The sequence below is a fragment of the Edaphosphingomonas fennica genome (genome assembly GCF_003034225.1).
Taxonomy (GTDB): Bacteria; Pseudomonadota; Alphaproteobacteria; order Sphingomonadales; family Sphingomonadaceae; genus Sphingomonas_E; species Sphingomonas_E fennica.
In genome coordinates this window covers 25,574-48,921 of the sequence record NZ_PHHF01000006.1, presented here as the reverse complement: position 1 = coordinate 48,921, position 23,348 = coordinate 25,574, and the positions used below count along the sequence as shown (strand labels likewise).

Sequence of the window (23,348 nt, the reverse complement as noted above, 5' to 3'; positions counted from 1 at the left end):
CATGTCACCCTCCGATAGATAGTTGATAGGGACCAAGATCCGCAGCCTGCGGCTGAAGGTTGGGGGTGTCCACAACATCAAGAAGCCCGGCTTTGGCCGTCCTCCGCTGTGCTCCGGCCCTGCGGGTGCGGGACCGTCCTCCGCCCGCCTGATCGACCGCCTGTCGAGGCCGCATCGGGCGGCATCACATCACTTGAAGGAGGTTATCATGGCACAGATTGGCAGCTTCACCCGTGGCGACAACGGCGTCTACACCGGCGAGATCCGGACCCTGACGCTTCGCGTCAAGGCGACGATCCGCCCGTGCGAGCGCGACAACGAGAAGTCCCCCGACCACCGCGTCAGCGCTGGCGGGACCGAGTTTGGCGCGGCCTGGACCAAGGCGGCGCGCGAGACCGGCGCGGAATATCTGAGCCTCAAGCTCGACGATCCGTCTTTCCCGGCCCCCATCTACGCGACGCTCAGTCAGGGCGATGACGGCGAGCACAAGCTCATCTGGTCACGCTGAATTCTCCGGCCCCGTGCTCCGGCGCGGGGCCGATCCTCTCGGGTGTGTCGAAAATGGCCTGCCCGATTCCGACACTCCCCGTCCGATGCCACGCCCGCCATTCCCGGGGCCGTGGACGGCATATCGTCGTCCGACATGAGCATCGGACAGCCAAGATGGATAGTGATGACGATATCGCGCGTGCGAACCGCGCCAAGCGCGGCTCCCCGTATCTCAATACCGATCAGGCGGCGGCCTATCTGAAGATCTCGGGCCGTTTGCTGCGGCGTTTGCGGCGCTACGGCAAGGGGCCGGTTTTCCGCCTTCATAGCCGCTTCGTGCAATATCACATCGACGATCTCGATGCCTGGTCCGAGGAGCAGGCGGTGGGGGAGAAGCGTCATGGCTAGACGCTCGGATCACCGCTTTGAGCTGCCGCTCCTTGCGTGGGGCGACCAACTCCGCGCGGATCGCGCGAAGCGCCGTCGGCTCGGCCGTCGTATCGCGATCACCGGCACCGGTATCGCCGTTCTAGGATTGACGATGGCGTTCCCGCCATCGCCGCGCCTCGTCTGGAATGCCAGCGCCAGCGCCCCGGTCGGGCTCTATGGCGTGACGCCGGGCAGCGCGGTTGACCCCGGCGACATGGTGATCGCTTGGCTACCCGATCCGTGGCGGACCTTGGCGGCCAGCCGTCGCTACCTCCCGGCCAACGTACCGCTCGTAAAGCGCGTTGCAGCCGGGCCGGGCGATGAGATTTGTGCGCTCGAAACGCAGATTTTCATCAACGGCCAATGGGCCGCCGAGCGGGTCGCGGCTGACTCCCATGGGCGTCCGATGCCCTGGTGGAGCGGGTGCGTGCGGTTACGCGGACATCAATTCTTCCTACTGATGGCGCGCAGCCCGGCATCGTTCGACGGGCGCTATTTCGGGCTTACCGAGAGCAGCCAGATCATTGGCAAGGCGCGTCCGCTATGGACGCGCTGAAGCGGCTGGCAATGGCCGCGCTGATGCTGGTCGCGACGCCGGCGCATGCCGACGAGGTCGGGCGCTGGACGATCTATATCGACGAGGCATCGGCCCGCTTCGGCATACCGACCAGCTGGATCGAGCGGGTCATGCGTGCCGAAAGCAACGGCCTGACAACGCTCGATGGTCGGCCGATCCGCAGCCGCGCGGGCGCGATGGGCCTCATGCAGCTAATGCCGGCGACCTGGGCCGCGATGCGCGCGCGGCTCGCGCTCGGCGCCAATCCGGACGATCCGCGCGACAATATCCTGGCCGGCACCTTCTATCTTCGGCTGATGTACGACCGGTTCGGCTATCCTGGGCTGTTCGGCGCCTATAATGCCGGCCCGGGCGCTTATGCCGAGTGGCTCGCCGGAAAGCGCCGCTTGCCCGGCGAGACGATCGCCTATCTCGGGACGGTCGGCGGCGCGCCGCGACCGCCCCTGCCTGTTGACGTCCCAACTCCACCCCCGAGCCTGTTCGTGGTGCGGCGGGACAATTCCGCGCAGGCCGCAGCCCCCGATCCCATCCGCGAGCAGGGGGCGCTGTTCGCGGTTCGTAAGGACGTGCCATGATCGCGGTCGGTGGAGGGGCTCGTATCGATAGGCCCAGCATGACGGGTGGCGAAGCGGCTCTCAAGGCCCGTGGGTGCCCCCCAATTTGCTGCGCAAATCGGTTCCCCCCACGTCCGCTTCGCGGCGCTTCGCTTCGCTCCGCGGCCCTGACAGCCGCTCCGCCACCCGTCTTCTCCACGCTGTTCTCGATGATGGGAACGCAAGCGATGGAGATCATCATGACCATGTTTCAACCCATATCGGTGGCGGCGGATCGCGTGATGGCGGCGCTAGTTTCCGGACTCGAAATCGAGTTCGGGCACGGTGCCGGAGAGGCCTTGGCGCATCGGTTTCTGGAGGCGGAAGAGAGCGATTTCCTCTGGGATGCGCGGGAAATGGAGCGCTGGATCGGCGCTTTCGAGAGCGTCGACGATGACGAAATCGACCTGGATCGGGTGCGGATTTTCGGGCGACTGGACGGCAAATGGTTCGTCGCGGTGATGATCGTGGATGGCGACGGGAACCCGCACGGATTGATGGGTAAGCGCGAATTCAGTCGGCGGCGGCTGGCGTTGGCGGCGTTCGCAGATGCCTGATCGTCACATCATTTCAGGCCGGGTCGCGGTGCCGGATCGGCATCGTGGCCCGGCTTTCTTTTTGATCCGAGCGGGGGGATCGGGAGGGGAGGAAGGGAAAAGGCGAAAGCAAGAGAAAGGCAATGCCTCGCGGGCATTGCTAAGTATTTGTCTGCACGTCGTTTTCTTGCGAGACATGCCACGCTGCGCGCGAGACATGTTCGTGAAGATTGGCGGAAATCCGCCATTTCTGCTCGGCAATTGCGAGATTCGCGGCCCTGTCGGGGTTTTGCGATGAGCGACGACGAGGATTTCACCCCTCGGCTCGGCCGGCAGCGACAGCGAAGCGGCAAGAAGGCCCGGCGCTACCTTGGTCGCATCGTCGGCGCCGCGATCCGGTCGGCCGAGAAGGGCGCGATCAGAAGCCTGCGGTTCGACGGCAGTCGGATCGGTCGCGGCGCCAGCATGGGGCGGCTGCTTTCCAGCCGCGGTCGGTTCGGCGGCTTGCGCGCGCGGCGCGCGGTCGTGAAGACGCGGCTAATGCGCATCGGCACGAAGGGCATGCCAGCGGCGCGCGCTCACCTGCGCTATATCCAGCGCGACGGCGTCACGCGCGAAGGTGCGCCCGGCGAACTCTACTCTGCCGAGCACGATACGGCCGACGGCAAGGCCTTCCTCCAGCGATGCGACGGCGACCGCCACCAGTTCCGGTTCATCGTGTCCGCAGAGGACGGGTCGGAATATCCCGACCTCAAGCCGTTCACCCGCCGGCTGATGGCCCAGATGGAAAGCGATCTTGGGACCAGGCTCGACTGGGTCGCGGTCGACCATTTTAACACGGCGCATCCACACACCCACATCATGCTGCGCGGGATCGACGATACGGGTCAGAATCTGATCATTGCCCGCGAGTATATCGCGCACGGCATCCGCGAGCGGGCGGCCGAGTTGGTGACGCTCGATCTCGGGCCACGCACCGATCAGGAAATCGAGGCGCGGCTGCGGCATGATATCGGCGAGGAGCGGCTGACGGCGATCGACCGCCGCCTGGCCCGGTCGATGGATGCCGACCGCCTGGTCATATCGGCGGATCGCGATCCCTTCCAGCAATCGCTTCGGGCGGGCCGCTTACAGAAGCTCGCCAGCTTGGGGCTGGCAGAGAATGTCGGCGCCGGCCGCTGGCTACTCGCCGAAGATCTCGAAGCGACGCTCCGGACGCTCGGCGAACGAGGCGACATCATCCGCACGATGCAGCGCGAACTGACCGCACGAAAGCTCGAGCGGCCTTGGCTCAGTCGCAGCCTGTTCGGCGCGGGCGAGACCGATCCCGAGCCGATCATCGGACGCGTGATCGCCCGTGGCCTCGCCGACGAGCATCGCGATCGCCACTATCTGCTCGTCGATGGCGTGGATGGCCATGCCCACTATGTCGACATCGGACGCGGCGATGCCGTCGCGCCGATCGCCGAGGGCGCGATCGTTCGCGTGTCGGCGCGTAGGCTGGAGGTCCGTGATGCCGATCGTGTCGTTACAGAGGTGGCTGCAGCCAATGGCGGCCGCTACTCGACGGACCTACATCTGCGCCACGATCCATCCGCTACGCAGACATTCGCCGAGACCCATGTCCGCCGATTGGAAGCGATGCGCCGCGCCGGTGCCGGGGTGGAACGCCAGCCCGACGGCAGTTGGACCATTGCGCCCGATCATGTTGATCGTGCCGCCGCATACGAGGCCCGGCGCCACCGCGACCAACCGGTCGCGGTCGAGACTCTGTCGGCGATACCAATCGAGCAGTTGTGCGAGGCCGACGCGGCAACCTGGGTCGATCGCGAGCTCGCATCGCAAGTGCCGCTGCCAATCCGTGATGCCGGTTTTGGTCGGGAGGTTCGAAGCGCGATGGCCGCGCGCAGACAGTGGCTGGTCGAGCAGGAACTGGCGGAGAGTGATGGCGGGCAGGTCAGGATGCGCACCAACGCCCTGCTAATCCTCCAGCGTCGGGAACTGCTTCGCGAGGGCGCGTGGCTGTCCGGCGAGTTGGGCAAGGCGTTCACAGAGAGCCACAGCGGCGACGCGATCGACGGGAAGCTCACGCGCAAGATCGAGCTCGTCAGCGGCAAGTTCGCGCTGGTCGAAAAGGGCCGAGACTTCACGCTGGTGCCGTGGCGGCCGGCGCTAGAAAAGCAGATCGGCAAACAGGTCGGCGGGATCATGCACGGCGACGCTGTGAACTGGCGATTTGGCCGGGGCAGAAGCGGGCCGGTGATTTCTTAAGTAGGCCCGGCGACTATCGGAACTCCTTGGTTCGGGGCGATGATGCGATCATGGACCAATCCAGTACGAACCAGATTGGGCTGCAATTCGGTCAAGGTTTCGTACAGCGATGAAGCGAGTTGGGCGACGCCCGATATGTCGGTTTCATGCGCGCCTTCCAACTCATAAGCGTAGCGGTGTTTGACAAATAGATCGGCATATTCCGGCAGGTCCTCGGATAGCGTCTGATGGTGGCGTTGTTGGTAACGGGCAGCGATCCTCGCCTGGGTATCGGCTGTCAGGCGGCCGTAGAGATCACTGTGATCGTGGCCGTGGAGATCCTTGCCAGTCTTGTCTTCGATAGTGAGCAGCGCCTTGAGGTAGATCTCGACGACAAACGCAAGCAATACGAGGGCCGGCGGGAACAAAAAGGTCTGGCCGTCTCCCCGCAATTCGAGGCAGCGCAAAGCGCACTCGTGATAGTTCCGGCCGTGATTAAACATCCGGTCCGTCATCGGCACAGGACCGCGCTCACGCACGCGGTCTTCCATCCACTTTCGTATGTGGTCAGGAATTCCCGAGGGTCCGCGGGTCATGAGGGCACCGTCATCGCAGCAGAAGCTACACTTGGTGCCAAGCAGAGCGACAGCGAAAAGTTGGTAGCGTTGGTCGTCTGCGGAGCAGGCGCTATGCTCGTGGCATGAATATCGCCGATCAGCTGCCCCGCATATTCCAAGCCAATGTCGACCGCCTTTATCGTCAGGTGATCGTCGTGACGCTTGATCAGCTTCCGGTGCAAGATGCGCTTGCGGTTGGGCAAACGAGCGGCATGGATGAATTCTTGGACCGGTGCGCAGCGCAGGTCGACAACCACACGGCAAATGAAGCCGCCAAGGCGTTTGCGCTTACCTTGGACGGCTTATTTGAGCGCCAGTTGTGCCGTTGGGCTCATGCCCATGGCGCGAAAGCCGGCAGCATGGAGACGGCGCTTCCCGCTTGCGTGCGGATTGGTGGCCTCGATCTGGTGGCAGCAGGAATGGCGGATGACATCAAAGAATTGCACCTGGTCGCCAATGTGGTCCGCCATGGCGAAGGTCGGTCATGCAAGGAACTGCAGGGGATTGCACCGCTGCTTTGGGACAGCCCATCGCTCGACTATTACGATCTGGCGCCCGCCCCGACACCAGCAAGCGATATGCTTCGGATTCGGGCGGGGGATATCCTCCGCTACGCGCGTGTGATTGGACGGTTTTGGGGCCATGTAGACCCGCTGCCCATGGCGGTGCTCGATCCGCCTTATTAGCCGCAGATCGCGGAGCAGCGGTCGACGGAACGTGCGAAGTTCACCGCTTTGGCGAACATCTAGAAATCCAAGCCTGCGGAGATACGCACTGGTCCCGCCGGTAAGCATTGGTTACTTGCGATGCGCTAAGGCACCGTCACAGCCCGCTGGACAGGCAGTAACGTATATGTTACTATTTGGATCGTTTGGATGATCGTTCAAGAGTATATTCGGGAGGATGGTTCAAATCCGTTTGGGTCTTGGTTTGGCGATCTCGATCCGCAAGCAGCGGCGAAAGTCGCTACAGCGACCTTGCGATTGGAGATGGGCAACACCTCGAACGTCAAATGGATCGGCGGCGGGCTGGGCGAATATCGGATCGATTGGGGACCAGGCTATCGCCTCTACCTCGCGCAGGACGGCGATGCCCTCATCATCCTGTTCGTGGGTGGAACGAAGAAGCGGCAACAGGCCGATATCGATCGGGCCGGCGCGCTGCTTGCAGAATACAAAGCCCGAAAGGCGGCCGTGAAGCCATCGGGCAGGAGGTGACGACATGGAACTGACACGCGAATTCAAGGAGACGGTGAAGGAACGCGCTGTGCGTGATCCCGCCTTCGCCAAGGCCATGCTCGATGAAGCGGCGACGCTGTTTCTCAATGGCGAGCCACATACCGCGCGCCTGATCCTGCGTGATCTGGTGAACGCTTCGGTGGGCTTCGAGACACTCGCCGTAGAGACGAACAAGCCCAGCAAGAGCCTTCATCGGATGCTTTCCGAAAAGGGCAATCCGAGCATGGATAACCTTGCTGCGATCTTCGGTGCCGTCCGCAAGCGGCTCGGCGTAGATATCCAGGCTCACACAGTTGAAGCGGCATGAACCTCGCTTCTTTCGGTAGTTCCCATTATGTTCCAGATGATGTAAAGGCCGCGCGACGGGCAATCGGTGCACGAATCCAGGCCCGGACGGTGCAACGAGAACGGCATGGCTGAAACGCAGATTGAATGGACGGACGCCACCTGGAATCCGGTCGCCGGATGCTCGATCATCAGCGCCGGATGCACGAACTGCTACGCCATGGAGATGGCGAAGCGGCTCGAGGCGATGCGCATGGAGAAATATGCCGGACTGACTCGGCAAAGCGGCAAGCGCACGATCTGGAGCGGTGTTGTCAGGGAAGATCCGGCATCGCTCGCCATCCCCCGTCGTTGGAAAAAATCGCGCAAGATATTCGTCAACTCAATGAGCGACCTGTTCCATGAACAGGTGAGCGACGCCTTCATCCTGGAGGTGTGGCGAGTCATGCGCGAGACTCCACAGCACAATTATCAGATCCTCACCAAACGCCCTGAGCGTATGGCATCCCTCGTCTCGACCCAGATCAAGGATGTCCTGCCCAATGTATGGTTGGGCACGAGTGTCGAAGATGCCGACGTTGTGAGCAGGATCGATTATCTTCGAACGGTGCCGGCTGCCATTCGCTTCCTGTCGTTCGAGCCGCTGATTGGTGCCGTAGGCGAAGTCGATCTATCCGACATCCATTGGGCTATCGTGGGCGGCGAGAGCGGCCGATCGGCTCGACCGATTCGGGAAGAATGGATCGACCAAATTCATCAGCAATGCACGGAATACGAAACTGCCTTTTTCTTCAAGCAGTGGGGAACGTGGGGCAAAGATAATAAGCGTCGGTCAAAGAAGGCCAACGGCAGAGAATATCGCGGGCAGACCTGGGATGAAATGCCGTCCGCCTTTGTGGGCGCCGTGTAGTCGCAAGGGGAACGGCGTTGATAGGGGGGCGAGATGGCGGAAAAGCCTTATGAGTGGGCTGATGGTGCGACGCTGGAGGATCATTCGCGGCGCAAGCACAAGATACTTCGGGAGTATTTCTCCGAATATCTGACTGTCCGCTGCCAACTTCCAAAACAAGAACGGTTCCGGTTGGCGATCGTCGATGGGTTTGCCGGGGGCGGCCGCTATCAGTGTGGCACCGCCGGGTCGCCTCTGATTTTCGTTGAGGAACTGAAGCGGGCGATCGAGACGGTCAATGTCCAACGCGCGGCGCAGGGCCTCGGACTTATCGAGATCGAATGCCTGCTGATCCTGAATGATCACAATCGAGACGCGATCGAGGCGCTGAAGGGGAATATCGCGCCTTTGCAGGCGGAGATCGTCGAGAATGTCCCCAAACTTCATCTGCGCATCGCGTATCTGACCGAAGCGTTCGAGGCCGTTTATCCGCAAATGAAGGCGCTGCTCGACCAGGGCCGTTACCGCAACGTTCTCTTCAACCTGGACCAGTGCGGCCACAGCCATGTTCAGCGCCAGACGCTGCTCGATATCATGCGATCCTATCACTCGGTCGAGATATTCTACACCTTCGCGATCGAGGCCCTGGTGTCTTTTCTGCAGAAGTCGGACCCGGTCCAGCTCGCAGCCCAGCTTCGCCCGTTCGACATTGATGCCACCAATCTGGGCACGCTCAATGGTGCGATGAGCAAAGGCAACTGGCTCGGTGCAGCCGAACGACTGGTTTTCGAAACCTTCCGGACCTGCGCGCCCTTCGTCAGCCCATTCTCGATCAACAATCCCGATGGATGGCGATATTGGCTGATCCACTTCGGCAATTTTTACCGAGCGCGTCAGGTCTATAACAACATCCTGCACGAGAACAGCAGTGCCCAGGCGCATTTCGGCCGCTCGGGTCTCAACATGCTGAGCTATGACCCGAGCCACGAAGATGGATCGCTATACCTCTTCGATCTCTCCGGCCGCGAGGCCGCGAAGACTCAGCTTCTGACCGACATTCCCAAGCTGATTTCTGGATCAGGCGACGTCATTGGCGTGGGCGATTTTTACGAGAGCATCTACAACACGACGCCGGCGCATACGGATGACGTGCATAGCGCGATCATCGAGAATCCCGATGTCGAGGTCATAACGCCCGCGGGAGGTGAGCGCCGCAAGGCCAACACGATCGCCATAGGGGACATGCTCAAGCTCAAACCGCAAACGAGCTTTTATCCGATGTTCCTCAGAGAGCCTCACAAATGAGGACGGCTCCATGACGAACATCATCGCCCGCACTGTCCGTCCAGTCCATTTCGAGGATTTTGGCGGGCAGGACTTCGAGCGTCTGGTCTTTGTTTACCATCTGCGCGCGGGTTGGAGCGATCTCGCATGGTATGGCCAGACTGGCAGTGATCTCGGACGCGACATTGTCGGGGTCGAACATTTCGAAGATTGGCAACCGCGCAACACCGTGATCCAATGCGTCAATCGCGCGAGCCTCACCGAAGCGAAGGCCACGCGCGACATGGAAAAGGCGTGCCGCGCGCCGGGCGGCGTGCCGGACGCCTTCAAATTTGTTTGTCGGGGCGCCGTTTCCAGCGACCAGCGTGATCGGGTAAAGGCCGCAGGCCGCAAGCTCGGCATCCACAACGTCGAAATCTGGTCAGGTGTGGAGTTCGAAGAAGCGCTCCGGCTGCGCGCCGAGTTCCTGCTTCAACGCTTCGTCGAAGGCGTTGTGTTCCCCGATGCCGCGAGCGAACTACGCCGGTTCGTTGATGATTTTCCTGACCTGTCTGACGAGGACACACTTCGGATCATGGCCGCGGTGTTCGAGCGGCCAGCCTTCCGAACGCCTTTCCAAGCCGAAAGCTCACTGCCCGCCTTTCAGCAGGCGATCGAAGACACGATCAGCGCGCTCAATACGGGAATTTGGCGAACACGGGACGGAACAGAAATCCGTCGACTGCCATCGCTGCACACCCTGCGAGACGCCGGAACGCGGGCCACATTGACGAAAGTCGTGCGCGAACTGGATGAGATCCGCCGAATCTTCAAACGCCATCTAGCGGATCAGACCATTCGGCACTGTTCCTGCGACGATCCCAACTGTCCCGTTTTCATGGTCGATCACGGTGCTGCCCGCGCTTTGGATGAGGCCCGGACCAAGGCATTGCAGACATTCCGGCGAGCCTGGCCGTCTTTCGACGTCTCGGTCGCGTGAAGAGTTGGAGCGATCAGGATCTCCTGCGGCTCGACGCTGAGTTCGCCCAGGCCGGCATTGCGATGCATGCCCGTCCAATGCATGCGGCGATGTCGATCCTTGGGAGCGGCTTCGTCATCGGAGTCCTCGGCAATCCCGATGTCGACTTGGTCATGGAGGATTATCGCCGGCTGTTTCCGCAGGTCGACGAGGCTTGGCCTGGGAAAGGCGTCGGCCTTGCAGCGTCCGTGGATGTCGTCCGCAAGGTGACAGTCGCCGTGATATTCGGGACTTGTTCTGTCTCGGTTCACCAGGGCTTGGGCTTTGGGTCGCACGAAGAATGGGTTCGCTGGTGCCGAGGTGACACGGCTATCGCGGCCTGTAGCGCATTCGCGTTCGCAGACCTCTACGATTTGACCTATGGCATCGACGGCGGGAAAGTTCGGCCCCCTTCCGAACTTTGGCGCATGGCGCTGTCGAACCTTGAGGACGTAGCCAACATCCTGGCGACCGGTTTTAGCGTCGATTCCGTCGTTCAGCCCATCTGCCTGACCGCCGAATTGTCGATGAAAGCCGCTCTCATCGATCTCGGTGCGGATCCTAAGGCGCTGGCGCGGCGTGACGTGGGACACAATCATGAAGAGCTGGCACGAAGATTGGCGACGCTCAGTCCCCATCGTGACGATCCCATCGTCGCTGCGGTTGCCGCTGCGCTCCCAGACTATGTGCAGAGCCGTTACGCGGCGGCGGGGCTGACGAGGCTTTCGGTCGTGAGGCTTGCGCTTGGCGTGCAATTCATGGCGGCATCGGCCTGTCGCAGAATTGGCGACCAGGATTTTGCGGCTGAACTGGAGCAGGACCAATGGCCAGGCCCACGCAGCCCCGATTTCTACACCTGACAAAAATCGCATGGCCAGTCCGTTGACCAACTGAATGGCCGGCCGTCCAACACTCAAAAGCGCCTCCAATCGCGTTTTTGTAGCGTCGGGCATGGGTGTCCTCGCAAAGGCATCTGGCGTCCTCGGACAGGCCCTGACGCATCATCGCCTTCCGGCCGATCTTAGCGACCGAGCCCGCACGGACTGATTCTGCGGCGGGCTGAGGCCCGCATGACACCGACCAAACTCCTCCTCGGACAAATCTTCGTCGTGTTCGCGATCGTGCTCGCGGGCGTCTGGTACGCCACGCAGTGGGCCGCAGCCGAACTCGCGTATCAGCCTGAACTCGGGCCGCCCTGGTTCGTGGCGTTCGGCCACCCGATCTACTTGCCCTGGGCGTTGTTCGGATGGTGGTTTTCGTTCGAAGCCTATGCACCGAGCCTGTTTGAGAAAGCGGGCGCGATTGCGGCAGCGAGCGGCCTCGTCGGATGCGGCGCTGCGATCTTCGGATCGCTGTGGCGTGCCCGCCAGCGCCATAATCTCACAACGTACGGCTCGGCACGCTGGGCCAATGGAAAGGACATCCGCGCAGCGGGCTTGCTCACCGAGGCAGGCGTATTTCTCGGCCGGACTGGTCCCCGCTATCTGCGCCATGACGGTCCAGAGCACATCATGGCCTTCGCGCCGACCCGGAGCGGCAAAGGTGTCGGACTGGTCGTTCCCACGCTGCTGGGCTGGTCCGGTTCGGCCGTCATTCACGATATCAAGGGCGAGAACTGGCAACTGACGGCCGGCTGGCGGCAGCGCTTCTCGCATTGCCTGCTGTTCAATCCGACCGACGCCCGTTCGGCGCGTTACAATCCCCTGCTCGAGGTTCGCCGCGGGACCGACGAGGTGCGCGACGTCCAGAACATTGCCGACATCCTGGTCGATCCGGAGGGTGCGCTCGAACGTCGCAACCATTGGGAAAAGACCAGTCACTCGCTGTTGGTCGGCGCCATCCTCCACATTCTCTATGCCGAGGAGGAGAAGACTCTAGCCCGCGTCGCGTCATTCCTGTCCGATCCTCAGCGCCCGTTTACCGCCACGCTGCGGCGAATGATGACGACCAACCATCTCGGCACTGCCGAGGCGCCGCTCGTGCATTCGGTTGTCGCATCGGCCGCGCGCGAGGTGCTCAACAAGTCCGAGAACGAGCGGTCCGGCGTCCTATCGACGGCTATGTCTTTCCTCGGTCTCTACCGCGACCCGACAGTGGCGACAGTCACGTCGCGCTGCGACTGGCGCATCGCAGACCTGGTCGAAGGCAAATCCCCGGTCTCGCTCTACTTGGTCGTGCCGCCGTCGGACATTAGCCGCACCAAGCCGCTTATCCGCCTCGTGCTCAACCAGATCGGCCGCCGGCTCACCGAGCATCTGCACGCCGAGAACGGCGCCAATGCTGCCGCTCGGCACAAGCTACTGATGATGCTCGACGAGTTCCCGGCGCTCGGCCGTCTGGATTTCTTCGAGACGAGCCTCGCCTTTCTCGCCGGCTACGGCGTCCGCGCCTTCCTGATCGCCCAGAGCCTCAACCAGATCGAGAAAGCCTATGGTGAACACAACGCCATTCTCGACAACTGCCATGTTCGGGTGGCGTTCGCGACCAACGACGAGCGGACCGCGAAGCGCATTTCCGATGCCCTCGGGACCGCGACCGAGCAGCGCGCAATGCGCAACTACGCCGGGCATCGTCTCGCGCCCTGGCTCGCGCACGTCATGGTCAGCCGGCAGGAGACAGCCCGCGCGCTGCTGACCCCCGGCGAAGTGATGCAGCTTCCGGCGACCGACGAGCTCGTGCTTGTGGCCGGCACGCCACCGATCCGTGCCACAAAGCTGCGCTATTACGAGGACGGCACCTTCAAGGCGCGCGTCCTGCCGCCGCCCATGCTCGCAGATGGCGACTATGCCGACCGGCCGGCATCACGCCCCGACGACTGGGCCGGGATCGTCCGCGGTACCGACGCGCGCCTCGCGGCCACGGGCGATGACGATGGCAACGACGCCGGCGGTGGGCTCGAACAGGCCCGTCATCCCGGCCAGGAGCCCGATCGCCCACTGACACCCGATCCTGCGACCGCCGATCTGCTCGGGCTCGGCACCGACGACGATGATGTCGCCGCCGACCAGCGCGTCATGGACCAGGCCCGCGCCTTGGGCACCCCCCGGACCGTCTACGCGATCGACGCCGCCGATCACCGGCCCGGCGACCTGCAGCTGGACCTGTGAACATGGTCGAGAAGATCCGCCACCAACTCTTTCTGCCGAAGCCGGTCAGCGACCGTCTCGAGGCGCTCGCGGCAAAACCCGGCGCATCCAAGTCGGCGATCCTCGCCGACGCCGTCACCGCCTGGCTCAACCGGCGCGGGGCGTCCGAACTCGAAGATCGGTTCGGTCTCCGACTCGATCGCATGACCGCGGCGATCGGCAGGCTCGAGCGTGACGGCCATATCCAGCTTGAAACGCTGGCTCTGTTCGTTCGCTACGAACTCGCGATCCAGGCGCCGCTCGCCGAGAACGATCAGGCCGGCCGCGCTATCGCCGCCAAGAGGTTCGAAGCTTTCGTCGCCCAGGTTGGACGGCAGATCGCAGCCGGTCGCCGCACGATTGGCGGCACGGAGTCCGGCCAATGATCGCCGGCGTCTCTGCGGATCGCCGCCGGGCGATGCTGCGCACGGCAATGGGGCCGACAATCGCCGCGGCGTTGGCCGACCCCCGCGTCATCGAGATCATGGTCAACCCGGACGGGGCGCTGCGGGTAGACATTCTCGGCGAAGGTCGCGTCGATACCGAGGTCAGGATCGCACCAGAGCAGGTCGAGCGGATAATCCGCCTCGTCGCCAGCCATGCGCGTGCCGAGGTCCATGACAGCGCGCCGATCGTCTCAGCGGAACTGCCGCCCCATCTCGAAGGCCGTGCCGGTGAACGCTTCGAAGGCGTGCTGCCGCCGGTATCGACCGCGCCCTGCTTCTCGATCCGCAAGCCGGCCGAGCGGCTCTACAGCCTCGACGACTATGTCGCGGACGGGATCATGGGCCAGGCGGCCGCTGATCGACTGAAGACCTGCGTCACCCAACGCTACAACATCCTGGTCGCCGGCGGGACGAGCTCGGGCAAGACGACCCTCGCCAATGCCTTGCTCGCCGAGATGGCGTGGGTCGACGAGCGGGTCATCCTTATCGAGGACACCCGCGAGCTGCAGAGCCCGGCCGCCGATACCGTCGCGCTGCGCACGCGGCCGGGCGTTATCACAATGGCCGACCTCGTCCGCTCGACACTCCGCCTGCGTCCCGACCGCATCATTGTCGGCGAGGTACGAGGTCCCGAGGCGCTGGACATGCTCAAGGCGTGGAACACCGGGCATCCCGGCGGCATTGCCACGGTCCACGCGAACAGTGCCCTCTCCGCGCTCTACCGGATCGAGGGCTTGGTCCAGGAGGCCGTCGTCACCGTGCCGCGCCGGCTGATCGCCGAGGCCATCGACATCATCGTCTTCATTTCCGGCCGCGGCCTCCAGCGCCGCATCGCCAGCATCGCGCGCGTCGCCGGGCTCGATCCCGACACCGGCACCTACGCGCTCACTGACCTTCTCAACCCCGCAAAACCTCAAGGAGAATGACCATGCAGCTTGCCCGAATTCCGTCGCGCGGATCTTGCCTTTTCGTCAGTGCCGTCATTGGCCTCAGCCTTGCCATCACCACCAGCGCGCAGGCCGCCGGTTCGGGCATGCCCTGGGAGCAACCGCTCCAGCAGGTGCTGGAATCGGTGCAGGGACCGGTCGCCAAGATCGTCGCCGTCATCGTCATCATCGTTACCGGTCTGACGCTGGCGTTCGGCGAGAGCAGCGGCGGCTTCCGCCGCCTGATCCAGATCGTGTTCGGCCTGTCGATCGCCTTCGCCGCATCGAGCTTCTTCCTCAGCTTCTTCAGCTTCGGCGGCGGGGCGCTGATTTCGTGATCGGCCCCAACACCTACAGCGGCCAGCACATCGAAGGCTTCGAGGCTCCCATCCACGGGAGCCTCGGATCGCCGATCCTGCTCGGCGGCGCGCCACGTGGGCTGGCGATCGTCAACGGCACGATCGCGGCCGCGGTCGGGCTCGGCCTCCAGCAGTGGCTGGCCGGTCTCGTGTTGTGGGCGGTCGGGCACAGCATCGCCGTGTTCGCCGCACGCCGCGACCCGGACTTCGCGCCGGTCCTCATCCGCCACCTCCGCCAGAAGGGCTATCTCGCGTGCTGAACCTCGCTGAATATCGCCGCCGGGCCGACCGCCTCGCGGATCATCTCCCCTGGGCGGCGCTGATCGCGCCGGGTGTCGTGCTCAACAAGGACGGGAGCTTTCAGCGCACCCTCCGGTTCCGCGGTCCCGATCTCGAATCCGCGACCGAAGCCGAGCTGATCTCAGCCTGTGCGCGGGCCAACAATGTGCTCAAGCGGTTCGGTACCGGCTGGGCATTGTTCTTCGAGGCGGAACGGCGCGAGGCATCCGCCTATCCCGACAGCACCTTCCCGGATGCCGCATCCTGGCTCGTCGATCAGGAACGGCGCGCCAGCTTCCGGGCAGAAGGCGAGCATTTCGAGAGCCGCTATCATCTCACCCTGACCTGGCTGCCGACGCCGGACAATGCCGAGGCGGCAGGCCGATCGCTGGTCGAGCGGCCCGATGCGGACAAGGGCCGCGACTGGCATAGTACGCTCGCCAGCTTCATCGCCGAGAGCGACCGCGCACTCGATCTCTTTGCCAGCTTCATGCCCGAGGTTCGCGCGCTCGACGATGGCGAGACACTGACCTTCCTGCACGCCGCGATCTCGACTCGTCCGCACCGGGTCGCGGTTCCCGACACGCCGATCTATCTCGACGCTTTGCTCGTCGACACGCCATTGACCGGCGGGCTTGAGCCGCGACTTGGCGATACGCATGTCCGGACACTGACCGTGCTCGGCTTCCCGAGCATGAGCCGGCCGGGCATCCTCGACGCGCTCAACCATCAGGATTTCGCCTATCGCTGGGTCACGCGCTTCATCGCGCTCGACAAGAGCGATGCGACCAAGGCGCTGACCAGGCTGCGCCGCCAGTGGTTCAACAAGCGCAAGTCGATCACCGCGCTGCTGCGCGAGATCATGTACAACCAGCCCTCGCAGCTGCTCGATACCGACGCCGACAACAAGGTGGTCGACGCCGATCTCGCGCTCCAGGTCCTCGGTGGCGACCATGTCGCATTCGGCTATCTGACCACGACGATAACGGTGACCGACACCGATCGCGGCCGGGTCGAGGACAAGGTCCGGCAGGTCGAGCGGATCGTGGGCGGGCTCGGGTTCACGACGATCCGCGAGGGCGTCAACGCAGTCGAGGCATGGCTGTCGTCGTTGCCCGGCCAGACCTACGCCAATGTGCGGCAGCCGCTCGTCCATACGCTCAACCTCGCCCACCTGATGCCGCTGTCGTCCGTCTGGGCGGGACCGACCCACAACGCGCATCTGGGCGGACCACCGCTGCTCCATGCCAGTACGGCGGGGTCGACGCCGTTCCGGCTGTCGATGCATGTCGGCGATGTCGGGCACATGCTGGTGGTTGGACCGACCGGCGCCGGCAAGTCGGTGCTGCTCGCACTGATCGCGCTCCAATTCCGGCGGTACGCCGATGCCCAAGTCTACATCTTCGACAAGGGCTTCTCCGCCCGTGCCGCGGTGCTGGCGATGGGCGGCGCGCATCATGCCCTGGGCCTCGGAGCAGATGCCGGCGAGACGCTGGCGTTCCAGCCGCTGCGCCGGATCGACGATGCGACTGAGCGGAGCTGGGCCGTCGAATGGATCGCGGCTCTCCTGACCCACGAGAAGGTGACCGTCACGCCTGAGGTCAAGGACGCGGTCTGGTCCGCGCTCGGCAGCCTAGCGTCTGCGCCGGCCGAAGAGCGCACGCTGACCGGCCTGACCTTGCTGCTCCAGTCCAATGCGCTGCGCACCGCGCTCGGCGCTTACACGCTCGACGGTCCCTATGGCCGGCTGCTCGACGCGGCCGAACAGCATCTCGCCTTCGCCGATGTCCAGTGCTTCGAGACCGAGGCGCTGATGGGCCAGGCGGGCGTGGTCGCGCCCGTGCTGACCTATCTCTTCCATCGGCTGGAGGAACGGTTCGACGGCCGGCCGACGCTGCTGATCCTCGACGAGGCCTGGATCTTCCTCGACCATCCGCTGTTCGCCGCACGCATCCGCGAATGGCTGAAGGTGCTGCGCAAGAAGAATGTCGCGGTGCTGTTCGCGACGCAGAGCCTTGCCGACATCGCGTCTAGCAGCATCGCGCCGGCCATCATCGAGAGCTGCCCGCAGCGCATCCTGCTGCCAAACGACCGCGCGATCGAGCCGCAGAGCCGCGAGGCCTATGAGCGGTTCGGACTCAACGACCGCCAGATCGAGCTGGTCAGTCGCGCGACCCCCAAGCGGCAATATTATCTGCAATCGGCACGCGGCAACCGGCTGTTCGAGCTTGGCCTTGGACCGATCGCGCTGGCGCTCTGCGGCGCCTCCGACCCCGTCACGCAAGCGCGCATCGACACTTTGATCGCCGAGGGCGGCCAGGCGGAATTCGCCGCCCGCTTCCTGGCCGGCACCGGCCTCGACTGGGCCGCCGAGCTTCTCGCCAATTTCCCCACCCCAAGCCCCATCCCTTAGGCACAGGAGTAATGTGATGCGTTTCCTCACCCGCAAATATCTGATCGCGAGCGCCCTCAGCGTCGGCACCGTTGGCTCGCTCTTCATGGGCTTGGTCACGACCAGCACGCCCGCCCACGCGCAGCTGACAGTGTTCGATCCGGGCAACTACAGCCAGAACATTCTGACCGCTGCCCGAACGCTCCAGCAGATCAACAATCAGATCCAGTCGCTTCAGAACGAAGCGAACATGCTGATCAATCAGGCCAAGAACCTGACCAGGATCGACTTCCCCGAGCTGCAGGCGCTCACTCAGACGCTCCAGCAGGTCGACCGGCTGATGGGCCAGGCGCAGGGCATCCAGTTCCAAGTGTCCGGCCTCGATCAGCGGTTCCGCCAGCTCTTCCCGCAGAGTTTCGGGCAGGCCCTCAGCACCAACCAACAGGTCATTGCCGCACGCACGCGGCTGGACACCAGCATGTCCGCCTACCAGCACACGATGACGGTGCAGGCGCAGATCGCCGAGAACGTCGCCGCCGATACCCAGACCTTGTCCGCGATCATCGCCAAGAGCCAGGGTGCCGAAGGGTCGCTGCAAGCGCAGCAGGCCACCAACCAGCTGCTCGCGCTGACCGCCAAGCAGCAGTTCCAGATCCAGAACATGATGGCCGCGCAATACCGCGCCGAGGCGATCGAGCGGGCGCGCCAGGGCCAGGCCGAGATCGATGCGCGCGCGGCGGCCAAACGATTCCTCGGCTCCGGCACGGCCTACACGCCCCAGTAGCGCCGCCGGTCAGGGGCGACGGCGGCCATGAAGACGCGCCCCACGCGTCTTCATCCCGTCATCGTCCGCCGCGGGGCGGGGCTTCGCTCCCCCGGTCCCGCCTCGCGGCATCTGTTCATCTTTTCAGGACACCGCCAACGTGAACGACCTCAACGTCATCGACCGCTTCATGCAGGCCTTCATCCGCTACATCGACAGCGGATTCGGGCTCCTCGGCGGCGACGTCCACTTCCTGACCGTGACGCTGATCGGGATCGACATCACGCTGGCGGGCCTGTTCTGGGCGATGGGCGGTGACGACAATGTCATCGGCCGCTTCATCAAGAAAATCCTCTATATCGGCGCGTTTGCGTTCATCCTGAACAGCTTCTCGACGCTCGCCGACATCATCTTCCGCTCATTCACTGCCGCGGGCCTCACGGCGGGTGGCGGCGGAATGAATGCCGACGACCTGCTCAAGCCAGGCCGGCTTGCGGGCGTCGGCTTCTCGGCCGCGTGGCCGCTTCTTCAACAGATATCCGACCTCACCGGCCCGATCGCCTTCTTCACGAACTTTGCGACGATCGCGGTGCTGTTCCTCGCCTGGGCGCTGACGATCATCACCTTCTTCGTTTTAGCGGTGCAGGTCTTCGTAACGATCATCGAGTTCAAGCTGACCTCGCTGGCCGGCTTCATCCTCGTGCCGTTCGCACTTTGGAACCGTACCAGCTTTCTCGCCGAGCGCGTGCTCGGCAACGTCGTCAGCTCGGGCATCAAGGTGATGGTGCTTGCCGTCATCATCGGCATCAGCTCGAACTTCTTCACCGAGTTCGCGACGGCCGGTCAAGGCGAACCGGACCTGGCGGCTGCCGCGAGCCTGCTTCTCGCTTCGCTGACATTGTTCGGCCTCGGCATCTTCGGACCCGGCATCGCGTCGGGGCTCGTCGCCGGCGCACCCCAGCTCGGCGCTGGCGCAGCGCTCGGCACGACGGTCGGTGCGGCCGGCATAACGATGCTCGCCGGTGGTGCTGCCGTCGGCGGCGCGCGCATGCTCGGCGGTGCCGCGCTCGGCGCGGTCCGCGCCGGCACGTCGATGGGATCGGCGGCGTCGACTGCCTATACGCTCGGCAAGGAAACCGCCGCGGCGCCCACGATGTCAGCTGGACTTGGCGGTGTTGCGCGCGCCGCCGGCAACGCGGCGCGCGATCGCGCATCTTCTGCGCTCGGATTGGGCGAGGCCGCGTCCCAAGGCCGCGCGGCGGCATGGAATGCGCTCAATCGCACGGGCAGCAATGACGCCGCGCAATCCACCAGCCATGACGACGCGCCGGGATGGGCACGAGCCATGCGCAACCAGCAATCCGCCCGCCACCACCGCCAGATCGCGCTGCACACCCTCCAGCAGGGCGACCGCGGCGGCGCCTCCGCCACACCCGATATCAAGGAAAGGGATGACCGATGATCTTCAAGCGCGCCGTCCAGCGCTATGGACGAACCCCCCAGCCGGAGACGCCCTACCAGCGTGCCGGCCAGCTCTGGGACGACCGGATCGGCTCGGCTCGCGTGCAGGCACGCAACTGGCGGCTGATGGCGTTCGGCTGCCTCGCGCTGACCACTGGCCTGTCGGGCGGTCTCGTCTGGCAATCGATCCAGAGCCGGGTGACGCCCTATGTCGTCGAGGTCGATCGGCTCGGCGAGGCCCGGGCCGTCACCGAAGCCGAAGCCGGCTACCATCCGACCGATCCGCAGATCGCGTGGCACCTCTCACGCTTCATCGCCAATGTCCGCGGTCGCTCGCTTGATCCGGTGCTGGTGCGACAGGACTGGCTCGAGGCCTACGATTTCACCACGAAGCGCGGCAGCCAGTTTCTCGGCGATTATGCACGCGGGGCCGATCCCTTCGCCAATATTGGCGAGCGCACGGTGTCGGTGCAGGTCACCAGCGTCGTGCGGGCATCCGACCGCTCGTTCCAGGTCAAGTGGACCGAGACCGCCTATGAGCGCGGCAACGAGACCGGCACGTCGCGCTGGACCGCGATCCTGACGGTCGTGCTCAAGACACCGAGCGACGCCGACACGCTCCGCCGAAATCCGCTCGGCGTCTATGTCGATGCGGTCGACTGGAGCCGCGAGCTCGATCCGCTGGCCCCGCCGAAACCGTCTCCGGCGCCTACGCCCGCGCAGGCAGCGCCGGCCACGGTGCCGCTCGGCTCGCCCCTCGATCCCACCCTTGCTGCCCCGGCGCAGCCCAATTCGGAGCCCCGTCAATGAAATTCGTCCTCGCCGCATCGGCGCTCGCCCTCAGCATCGCGCCCGCGTCGGCGCAGAATGCCGCGTTGCCGCCAACGACCCCGAAGCCCACGCCGATTGCGACGGCGGCGCCCGTCACGACGCAGCCTGTCAAGCCGCCCGTCCGCCGCGCCCGCGTCCGCAAGCCGGTCAGCCCCGGTGTCGCGCGCGTCGCAGCCGCCAATCGTGCGGCGACACAGGAACCGCAGGCGCAGGCATTCGTGAACGCGTTGCAGGTCTACCCTTTCAGCGATGGGACGATCTATCAGGTCTACACCGCGCCCGGCGCGGTGACCGATCTTGCCTTGCAGCCCGGCGAGAACCTCATTGCCGTCGCGGCCGGCGATACGGTGCGCTGGGTCATCGGCGACACAACCAGCGGCGCTGGCACGGACAAGCGGACGCACATTCTGGTGAAGCCGTTCGCCACCGGGCTCGCCACCAACCTCATCATCACCACCGATCGCCGGAGCTATCACCTCCAACTCACGGCGACCTCGCGCACCGCGATGGCCGCGTTGTCCTGGACCTACCCGGCGGACCAGCTGATCGCGCTGCGTCGCGCCGCCGACCAGGCCGCGGCAGCCGCGCCGGTCGCGGATGGCCTCTCGATCGACAGTCTGCATTTCAACTACAGGCTGAGTGGCGACAGTCCGGCGTGGCGTCCGCTCCGCGCATTTGACGACGGCCGGCAGACATTTGTGGAGTTTGCCGCGAGCATCGCGGTCGGCGAGGCGCCGCCGCTCTTCGTCATCGGCCCGACCGGCGATGCCGAGTTGGTCAACTACCGGGTGCGCGGACGGTTCTACGTCGTCGATCGCATCTTCGATGCGGCAGAGCTGCGGCTCGGCACGAAGAAGCAGCAGATCGTCCGGATCGATCGCGTTGCCGAGGGCGACGCGTCGCGCAAGGGCAAGCGGTCATGAGCAAGGCTGTCATCTCGCCCGCGCCGAAGCTCGATCCCGAGACGCTGGCGATCCGTGCCAAGCCGGCGCGCGCGATCCGGTTTCGCCGCGGCGTCATTATCGCCATCGCGGCCTTTGGATCGGTCAGCCTGATCGCGGTCGCCTGGATCGCCCTGAAACCGCGCGTTTTTAGCGCGGTTGCAGATCGGCAGGAATTGTCCGAACCGAGCAATCGGCCGGCGACCGATGCGTTGAACGGCCTGCCCTCGACCTATGGCGACGCCCCGAAGCTCGGCCCGCCTTTGCCGGGCGATCTGGGCCGGCCGATTCTCGAAAGCCAGCGCCGCATGGCAACGGAAACCGGGATCGGCGCTGATGCGTCAGCTCAGATGGCTGCGCAGGAACGCGAACGTCAGTTGGCCGAGCTCAAGGCAGCACGAGAGTCGGGCATCCTGGTTCAAGGTCGGACGGCTGCGTCGATGCCGACGGCTCCAGATGCCGCGACCGCGCCGGCACCGGCAGCGGCCGACGTGGCCAAGCCAGCGCTCGATCCGGATCGCGATCCGAATGCGCAGGGCCGAAAGGCGCAGTTCGTCGGCGCGCTCGACAAGTCGGGCGACGTCAACCCGCACGCGCTTATCGCGGCGCCGTCACCGTATCTGCTGTCGGCGGGAAGCGTGATTTCCGCGAGCCTGATCACCGGGCTGCGCTCGGACCTGCCCGGCCTCGTCACGGCGCAGGTGACGGCCCAAGTGTTCGACAGCCCCACCGGGCGAATCCTGCTCATACCGCAGGGCGCGCGGCTGATCGGCAGCTATGACAGCGTCGTCGCTTTCGGCCAGAAGCGCGCGCTGATCGTGTGGCAGCGGATCATGCTGCCCGACGGCAGCTCGCTCCGGATCGACAACGTACCGGCTACCGATGCGTCGGGTTATGCGGGGCTGCAGGACAAGGTCGATTTCCACACCTGGGCACTGCTCAAGGGTGTCACGCTCGCGACCTTGCTCGGCGTCGGTTCGGAACTGACGGTGACCGGCGAAAGCGATCTGGTCCAGGCGATCCGCGAGTCTACGCAGCAGAATGTGTCACGCGCCGGCGATCAGCTCACGTCGCGCAATCTCAACATCCAGCCGACGATCACGATCCGGCCCGGCGCGACGGTCCGCTTGGTCGTCCACAAGGATCTCATTCTCGCGCCTTGGCGCGGTTAGGAGCAGGTCATGCCCGAACTTAAACTGGCAAGACTGCCGGACAGGACCCCAATCAAGCTGGCGATCACAGTCACTCCCGATCTGCACCTGATGCTGCAGCAATATGCGGCACTTTATGCGGAAACATACGGGCGTGAGGAATCTGTCACCGAACTCGTGCCTGCCATGCTGGCGGCGTTCCTCGAGAGCGATCGCAATTTCGTTCGCAGCCGCCCCACCGGAAAATGAGCGAGACAGAAATCCCGGATCGATTCGTTAAGCTCGATGAGGTCAAGCGCCGCGTCGGGCTTGGCAAGACTATGATCTATCGTCTGATCCAGGAAGGAAAGTTTCCACCACCGTACAAGCTCTCACCCTTCGCGGCGCGATGGAGCGACCGGGAGATCGTCGCCTGGATCGACGATGTGAAGGATGGTTTCGAAGGTAAGCGCCGCAAAATTTGATGGCCGTCCCTTCCGGCGCGTTGCCA

Annotated in this window: 27 protein-coding genes; 26 read left to right on the top strand and 1 reads right to left on the bottom strand. The window is 64.3% G+C overall.

The window, feature by feature from the left end; genetic code table 11:
* Positions 1-208: 208 nt before the first annotated feature.
* The 6 genes from CV103_RS01735 (at position 209) to rlxS (ending at position 4,895) form a co-directional block, all read left to right on the top strand.
* A complete protein-coding gene (locus CV103_RS01735; RefSeq protein ID WP_107393792.1) occupies positions 209-508 on the top strand; it encodes a DUF736 domain-containing protein in 300 nt (99 codons plus the stop codon).
* Between the two features lie 155 nt (positions 509-663).
* The gene (locus CV103_RS01730) at positions 664-897 is read left to right on the top strand and encodes a helix-turn-helix domain-containing protein (RefSeq protein WP_107393791.1); all 234 of its coding nucleotides are present in this window, start codon (positions 664-666) and stop codon (positions 895-897) included.
* Complete coding sequence (locus tag CV103_RS01725) at positions 890-1,474, top strand: S26 family signal peptidase (protein WP_107393790.1); 585 nt, start codon at positions 890-892, stop codon at positions 1,472-1,474. The genes CV103_RS01730 and CV103_RS01725 overlap by 8 nt, the downstream gene beginning before the upstream one ends.
* Positions 1,462-2,070 (top strand): lytic transglycosylase domain-containing protein, encoded by a 609-nt coding sequence (locus CV103_RS01720; RefSeq protein WP_107393789.1) that lies wholly within the window; start codon positions 1,462-1,464, stop codon positions 2,068-2,070. Before CV103_RS01725 ends, CV103_RS01720 begins: the two co-directional genes overlap by 13 nt.
* A gap of 206 nt (positions 2,071-2,276) precedes the next feature.
* Entirely contained in the window at positions 2,277-2,645 is a 369-nt protein-coding gene (locus CV103_RS01715) for a hypothetical protein (protein ID WP_245896608.1), read from the top strand.
* Between the two features lie 273 nt (positions 2,646-2,918).
* Positions 2,919-4,895 (top strand): relaxase/mobilization nuclease RlxS, encoded by a 1,977-nt coding sequence (gene rlxS, locus CV103_RS01710; protein WP_107393787.1) that lies wholly within the window; start codon positions 2,919-2,921, stop codon positions 4,893-4,895.
* Here the strand turns inward: rlxS and CV103_RS01705 are convergent.
* Entirely contained in the window at positions 4,892-5,425 is a 534-nt protein-coding gene (locus CV103_RS01705) for a hypothetical protein (protein WP_146163363.1), read from the bottom strand. The genes rlxS and CV103_RS01705 overlap by 4 nt on opposite strands.
* Positions 5,426-5,574: 149 nt before the next feature.
* On the opposite strand from CV103_RS01705, the gene CV103_RS01700 reads away from it, so the two are divergent.
* From CV103_RS01700 to CV103_RS01605, 20 genes are all read left to right on the top strand, one after another.
* Entirely contained in the window at positions 5,575-6,177 is a 603-nt protein-coding gene (locus CV103_RS01700; RefSeq protein ID WP_245896607.1) for a hypothetical protein, read from the top strand.
* A gap of 189 nt (positions 6,178-6,366) precedes the next feature.
* Positions 6,367-6,708, top strand: coding sequence for a type II toxin-antitoxin system RelE/ParE family toxin (locus CV103_RS01695; RefSeq protein WP_107393785.1), 342 nt, complete (start codon positions 6,367-6,369; stop codon positions 6,706-6,708).
* A 4-nt stretch (positions 6,709-6,712) separates the two neighbouring features.
* Entirely contained in the window at positions 6,713-7,036 is a 324-nt protein-coding gene (locus CV103_RS01690) for a helix-turn-helix domain-containing transcriptional regulator (protein ID WP_107393784.1), read from the top strand.
* Positions 7,037-7,141: 105 nt separating this feature from the next.
* Entirely contained in the window at positions 7,142-7,924 is a 783-nt protein-coding gene (locus CV103_RS01685; RefSeq protein ID WP_107393783.1) for a DUF5131 family protein, read from the top strand.
* Positions 7,925-7,957: 33 nt separating this feature from the next.
* Positions 7,958-9,208 (top strand): three-Cys-motif partner protein TcmP, encoded by a 1,251-nt coding sequence (locus CV103_RS01680; RefSeq protein ID WP_107393782.1) that lies wholly within the window; start codon positions 7,958-7,960, stop codon positions 9,206-9,208.
* A gap of 10 nt (positions 9,209-9,218) precedes the next feature.
* Positions 9,219-10,166 carry a hypothetical protein gene (locus CV103_RS01675; protein WP_107393781.1) on the top strand — a complete coding sequence of 316 codons (948 nt, stop codon included), beginning with the start codon at positions 9,219-9,221 and terminating at the stop codon, positions 10,164-10,166.
* Positions 10,163-11,044: a HEPN domain-containing protein gene (locus tag CV103_RS01670; RefSeq protein ID WP_107393780.1), complete on the top strand. Its 882-nt coding sequence runs from the start codon at positions 10,163-10,165 to the stop codon at positions 11,042-11,044. The genes CV103_RS01675 and CV103_RS01670 overlap by 4 nt, the downstream gene beginning before the upstream one ends.
* 210 nt (positions 11,045-11,254) lie before the next feature.
* Positions 11,255-13,291 (top strand): conjugal transfer protein TraG, encoded by a 2,037-nt coding sequence (locus CV103_RS01665; RefSeq protein ID WP_107393779.1) that lies wholly within the window; start codon positions 11,255-11,257, stop codon positions 13,289-13,291.
* 2 nt (positions 13,292-13,293) lie between these two features.
* Positions 13,294-13,695, top strand: a complete 402-nt coding sequence (locus tag CV103_RS01660; protein WP_107393778.1) for a CopG family transcriptional regulator — start codon at positions 13,294-13,296, stop codon at positions 13,693-13,695.
* Positions 13,692-14,681: a P-type conjugative transfer ATPase TrbB gene (gene trbB / locus CV103_RS01655; RefSeq protein ID WP_107393777.1), complete on the top strand. Its 990-nt coding sequence runs from the start codon at positions 13,692-13,694 to the stop codon at positions 14,679-14,681. The genes CV103_RS01660 and trbB overlap by 4 nt, the downstream gene beginning before the upstream one ends.
* Complete coding sequence (locus CV103_RS01650) at positions 14,678-15,019, top strand: TrbC/VirB2 family type IV secretion system protein (RefSeq protein WP_211314326.1); 342 nt, start codon at positions 14,678-14,680, stop codon at positions 15,017-15,019. The genes trbB and CV103_RS01650 overlap by 4 nt, the downstream gene beginning before the upstream one ends.
* On the top strand, positions 15,016-15,300 hold the full coding sequence (locus CV103_RS01645) for a VirB3 family type IV secretion system protein (RefSeq protein WP_170112528.1): 285 nt from the start codon (positions 15,016-15,018) through the stop codon (positions 15,298-15,300). Before CV103_RS01650 ends, CV103_RS01645 begins: the two co-directional genes overlap by 4 nt.
* Positions 15,294-17,732, top strand: coding sequence for a conjugal transfer protein TrbE (trbE, locus tag CV103_RS01640; RefSeq protein WP_107393775.1), 2,439 nt, complete (start codon positions 15,294-15,296; stop codon positions 17,730-17,732). The genes CV103_RS01645 and trbE overlap by 7 nt, the downstream gene beginning before the upstream one ends.
* Before the next feature lie 16 nt (positions 17,733-17,748).
* Complete coding sequence (trbJ, locus tag CV103_RS01635) at positions 17,749-18,495, top strand: P-type conjugative transfer protein TrbJ (protein WP_107393774.1); 747 nt, start codon at positions 17,749-17,751, stop codon at positions 18,493-18,495.
* Positions 18,496-18,634: 139 nt separating this feature from the next.
* Positions 18,635-19,936 carry a P-type conjugative transfer protein TrbL gene (gene trbL / locus CV103_RS01630; protein WP_107393773.1) on the top strand — a complete coding sequence of 434 codons (1,302 nt, stop codon included), beginning with the start codon at positions 18,635-18,637 and terminating at the stop codon, positions 19,934-19,936.
* Positions 19,933-20,745 (top strand): conjugal transfer protein TrbF, encoded by an 813-nt coding sequence (trbF, locus tag CV103_RS01625; protein WP_107393772.1) that lies wholly within the window; start codon positions 19,933-19,935, stop codon positions 20,743-20,745. Before trbL ends, trbF begins: the two co-directional genes overlap by 4 nt.
* Positions 20,742-21,689: a P-type conjugative transfer protein TrbG gene (gene trbG, locus CV103_RS01620; RefSeq protein ID WP_107393771.1), complete on the top strand. Its 948-nt coding sequence runs from the start codon at positions 20,742-20,744 to the stop codon at positions 21,687-21,689. Before trbF ends, trbG begins: the two co-directional genes overlap by 4 nt.
* Positions 21,686-22,879 (top strand): TraB/TrbI/VirB10 family type IV secretion system protein, encoded by a 1,194-nt coding sequence (locus CV103_RS01615; protein ID WP_107393770.1) that lies wholly within the window; start codon positions 21,686-21,688, stop codon positions 22,877-22,879. The genes trbG and CV103_RS01615 overlap by 4 nt, the downstream gene beginning before the upstream one ends.
* 9 nt (positions 22,880-22,888) lie before the next feature.
* Complete coding sequence (locus CV103_RS01610) at positions 22,889-23,107, top strand: DUF2274 domain-containing protein (RefSeq protein WP_107393769.1); 219 nt, start codon at positions 22,889-22,891, stop codon at positions 23,105-23,107.
* On the top strand, positions 23,104-23,322 hold the full coding sequence (locus tag CV103_RS01605) for a helix-turn-helix transcriptional regulator (RefSeq protein ID WP_107393768.1): 219 nt from the start codon (positions 23,104-23,106) through the stop codon (positions 23,320-23,322). Before CV103_RS01610 ends, CV103_RS01605 begins: the two co-directional genes overlap by 4 nt.
* Positions 23,323-23,348: the final 26 nt, after the last annotated feature.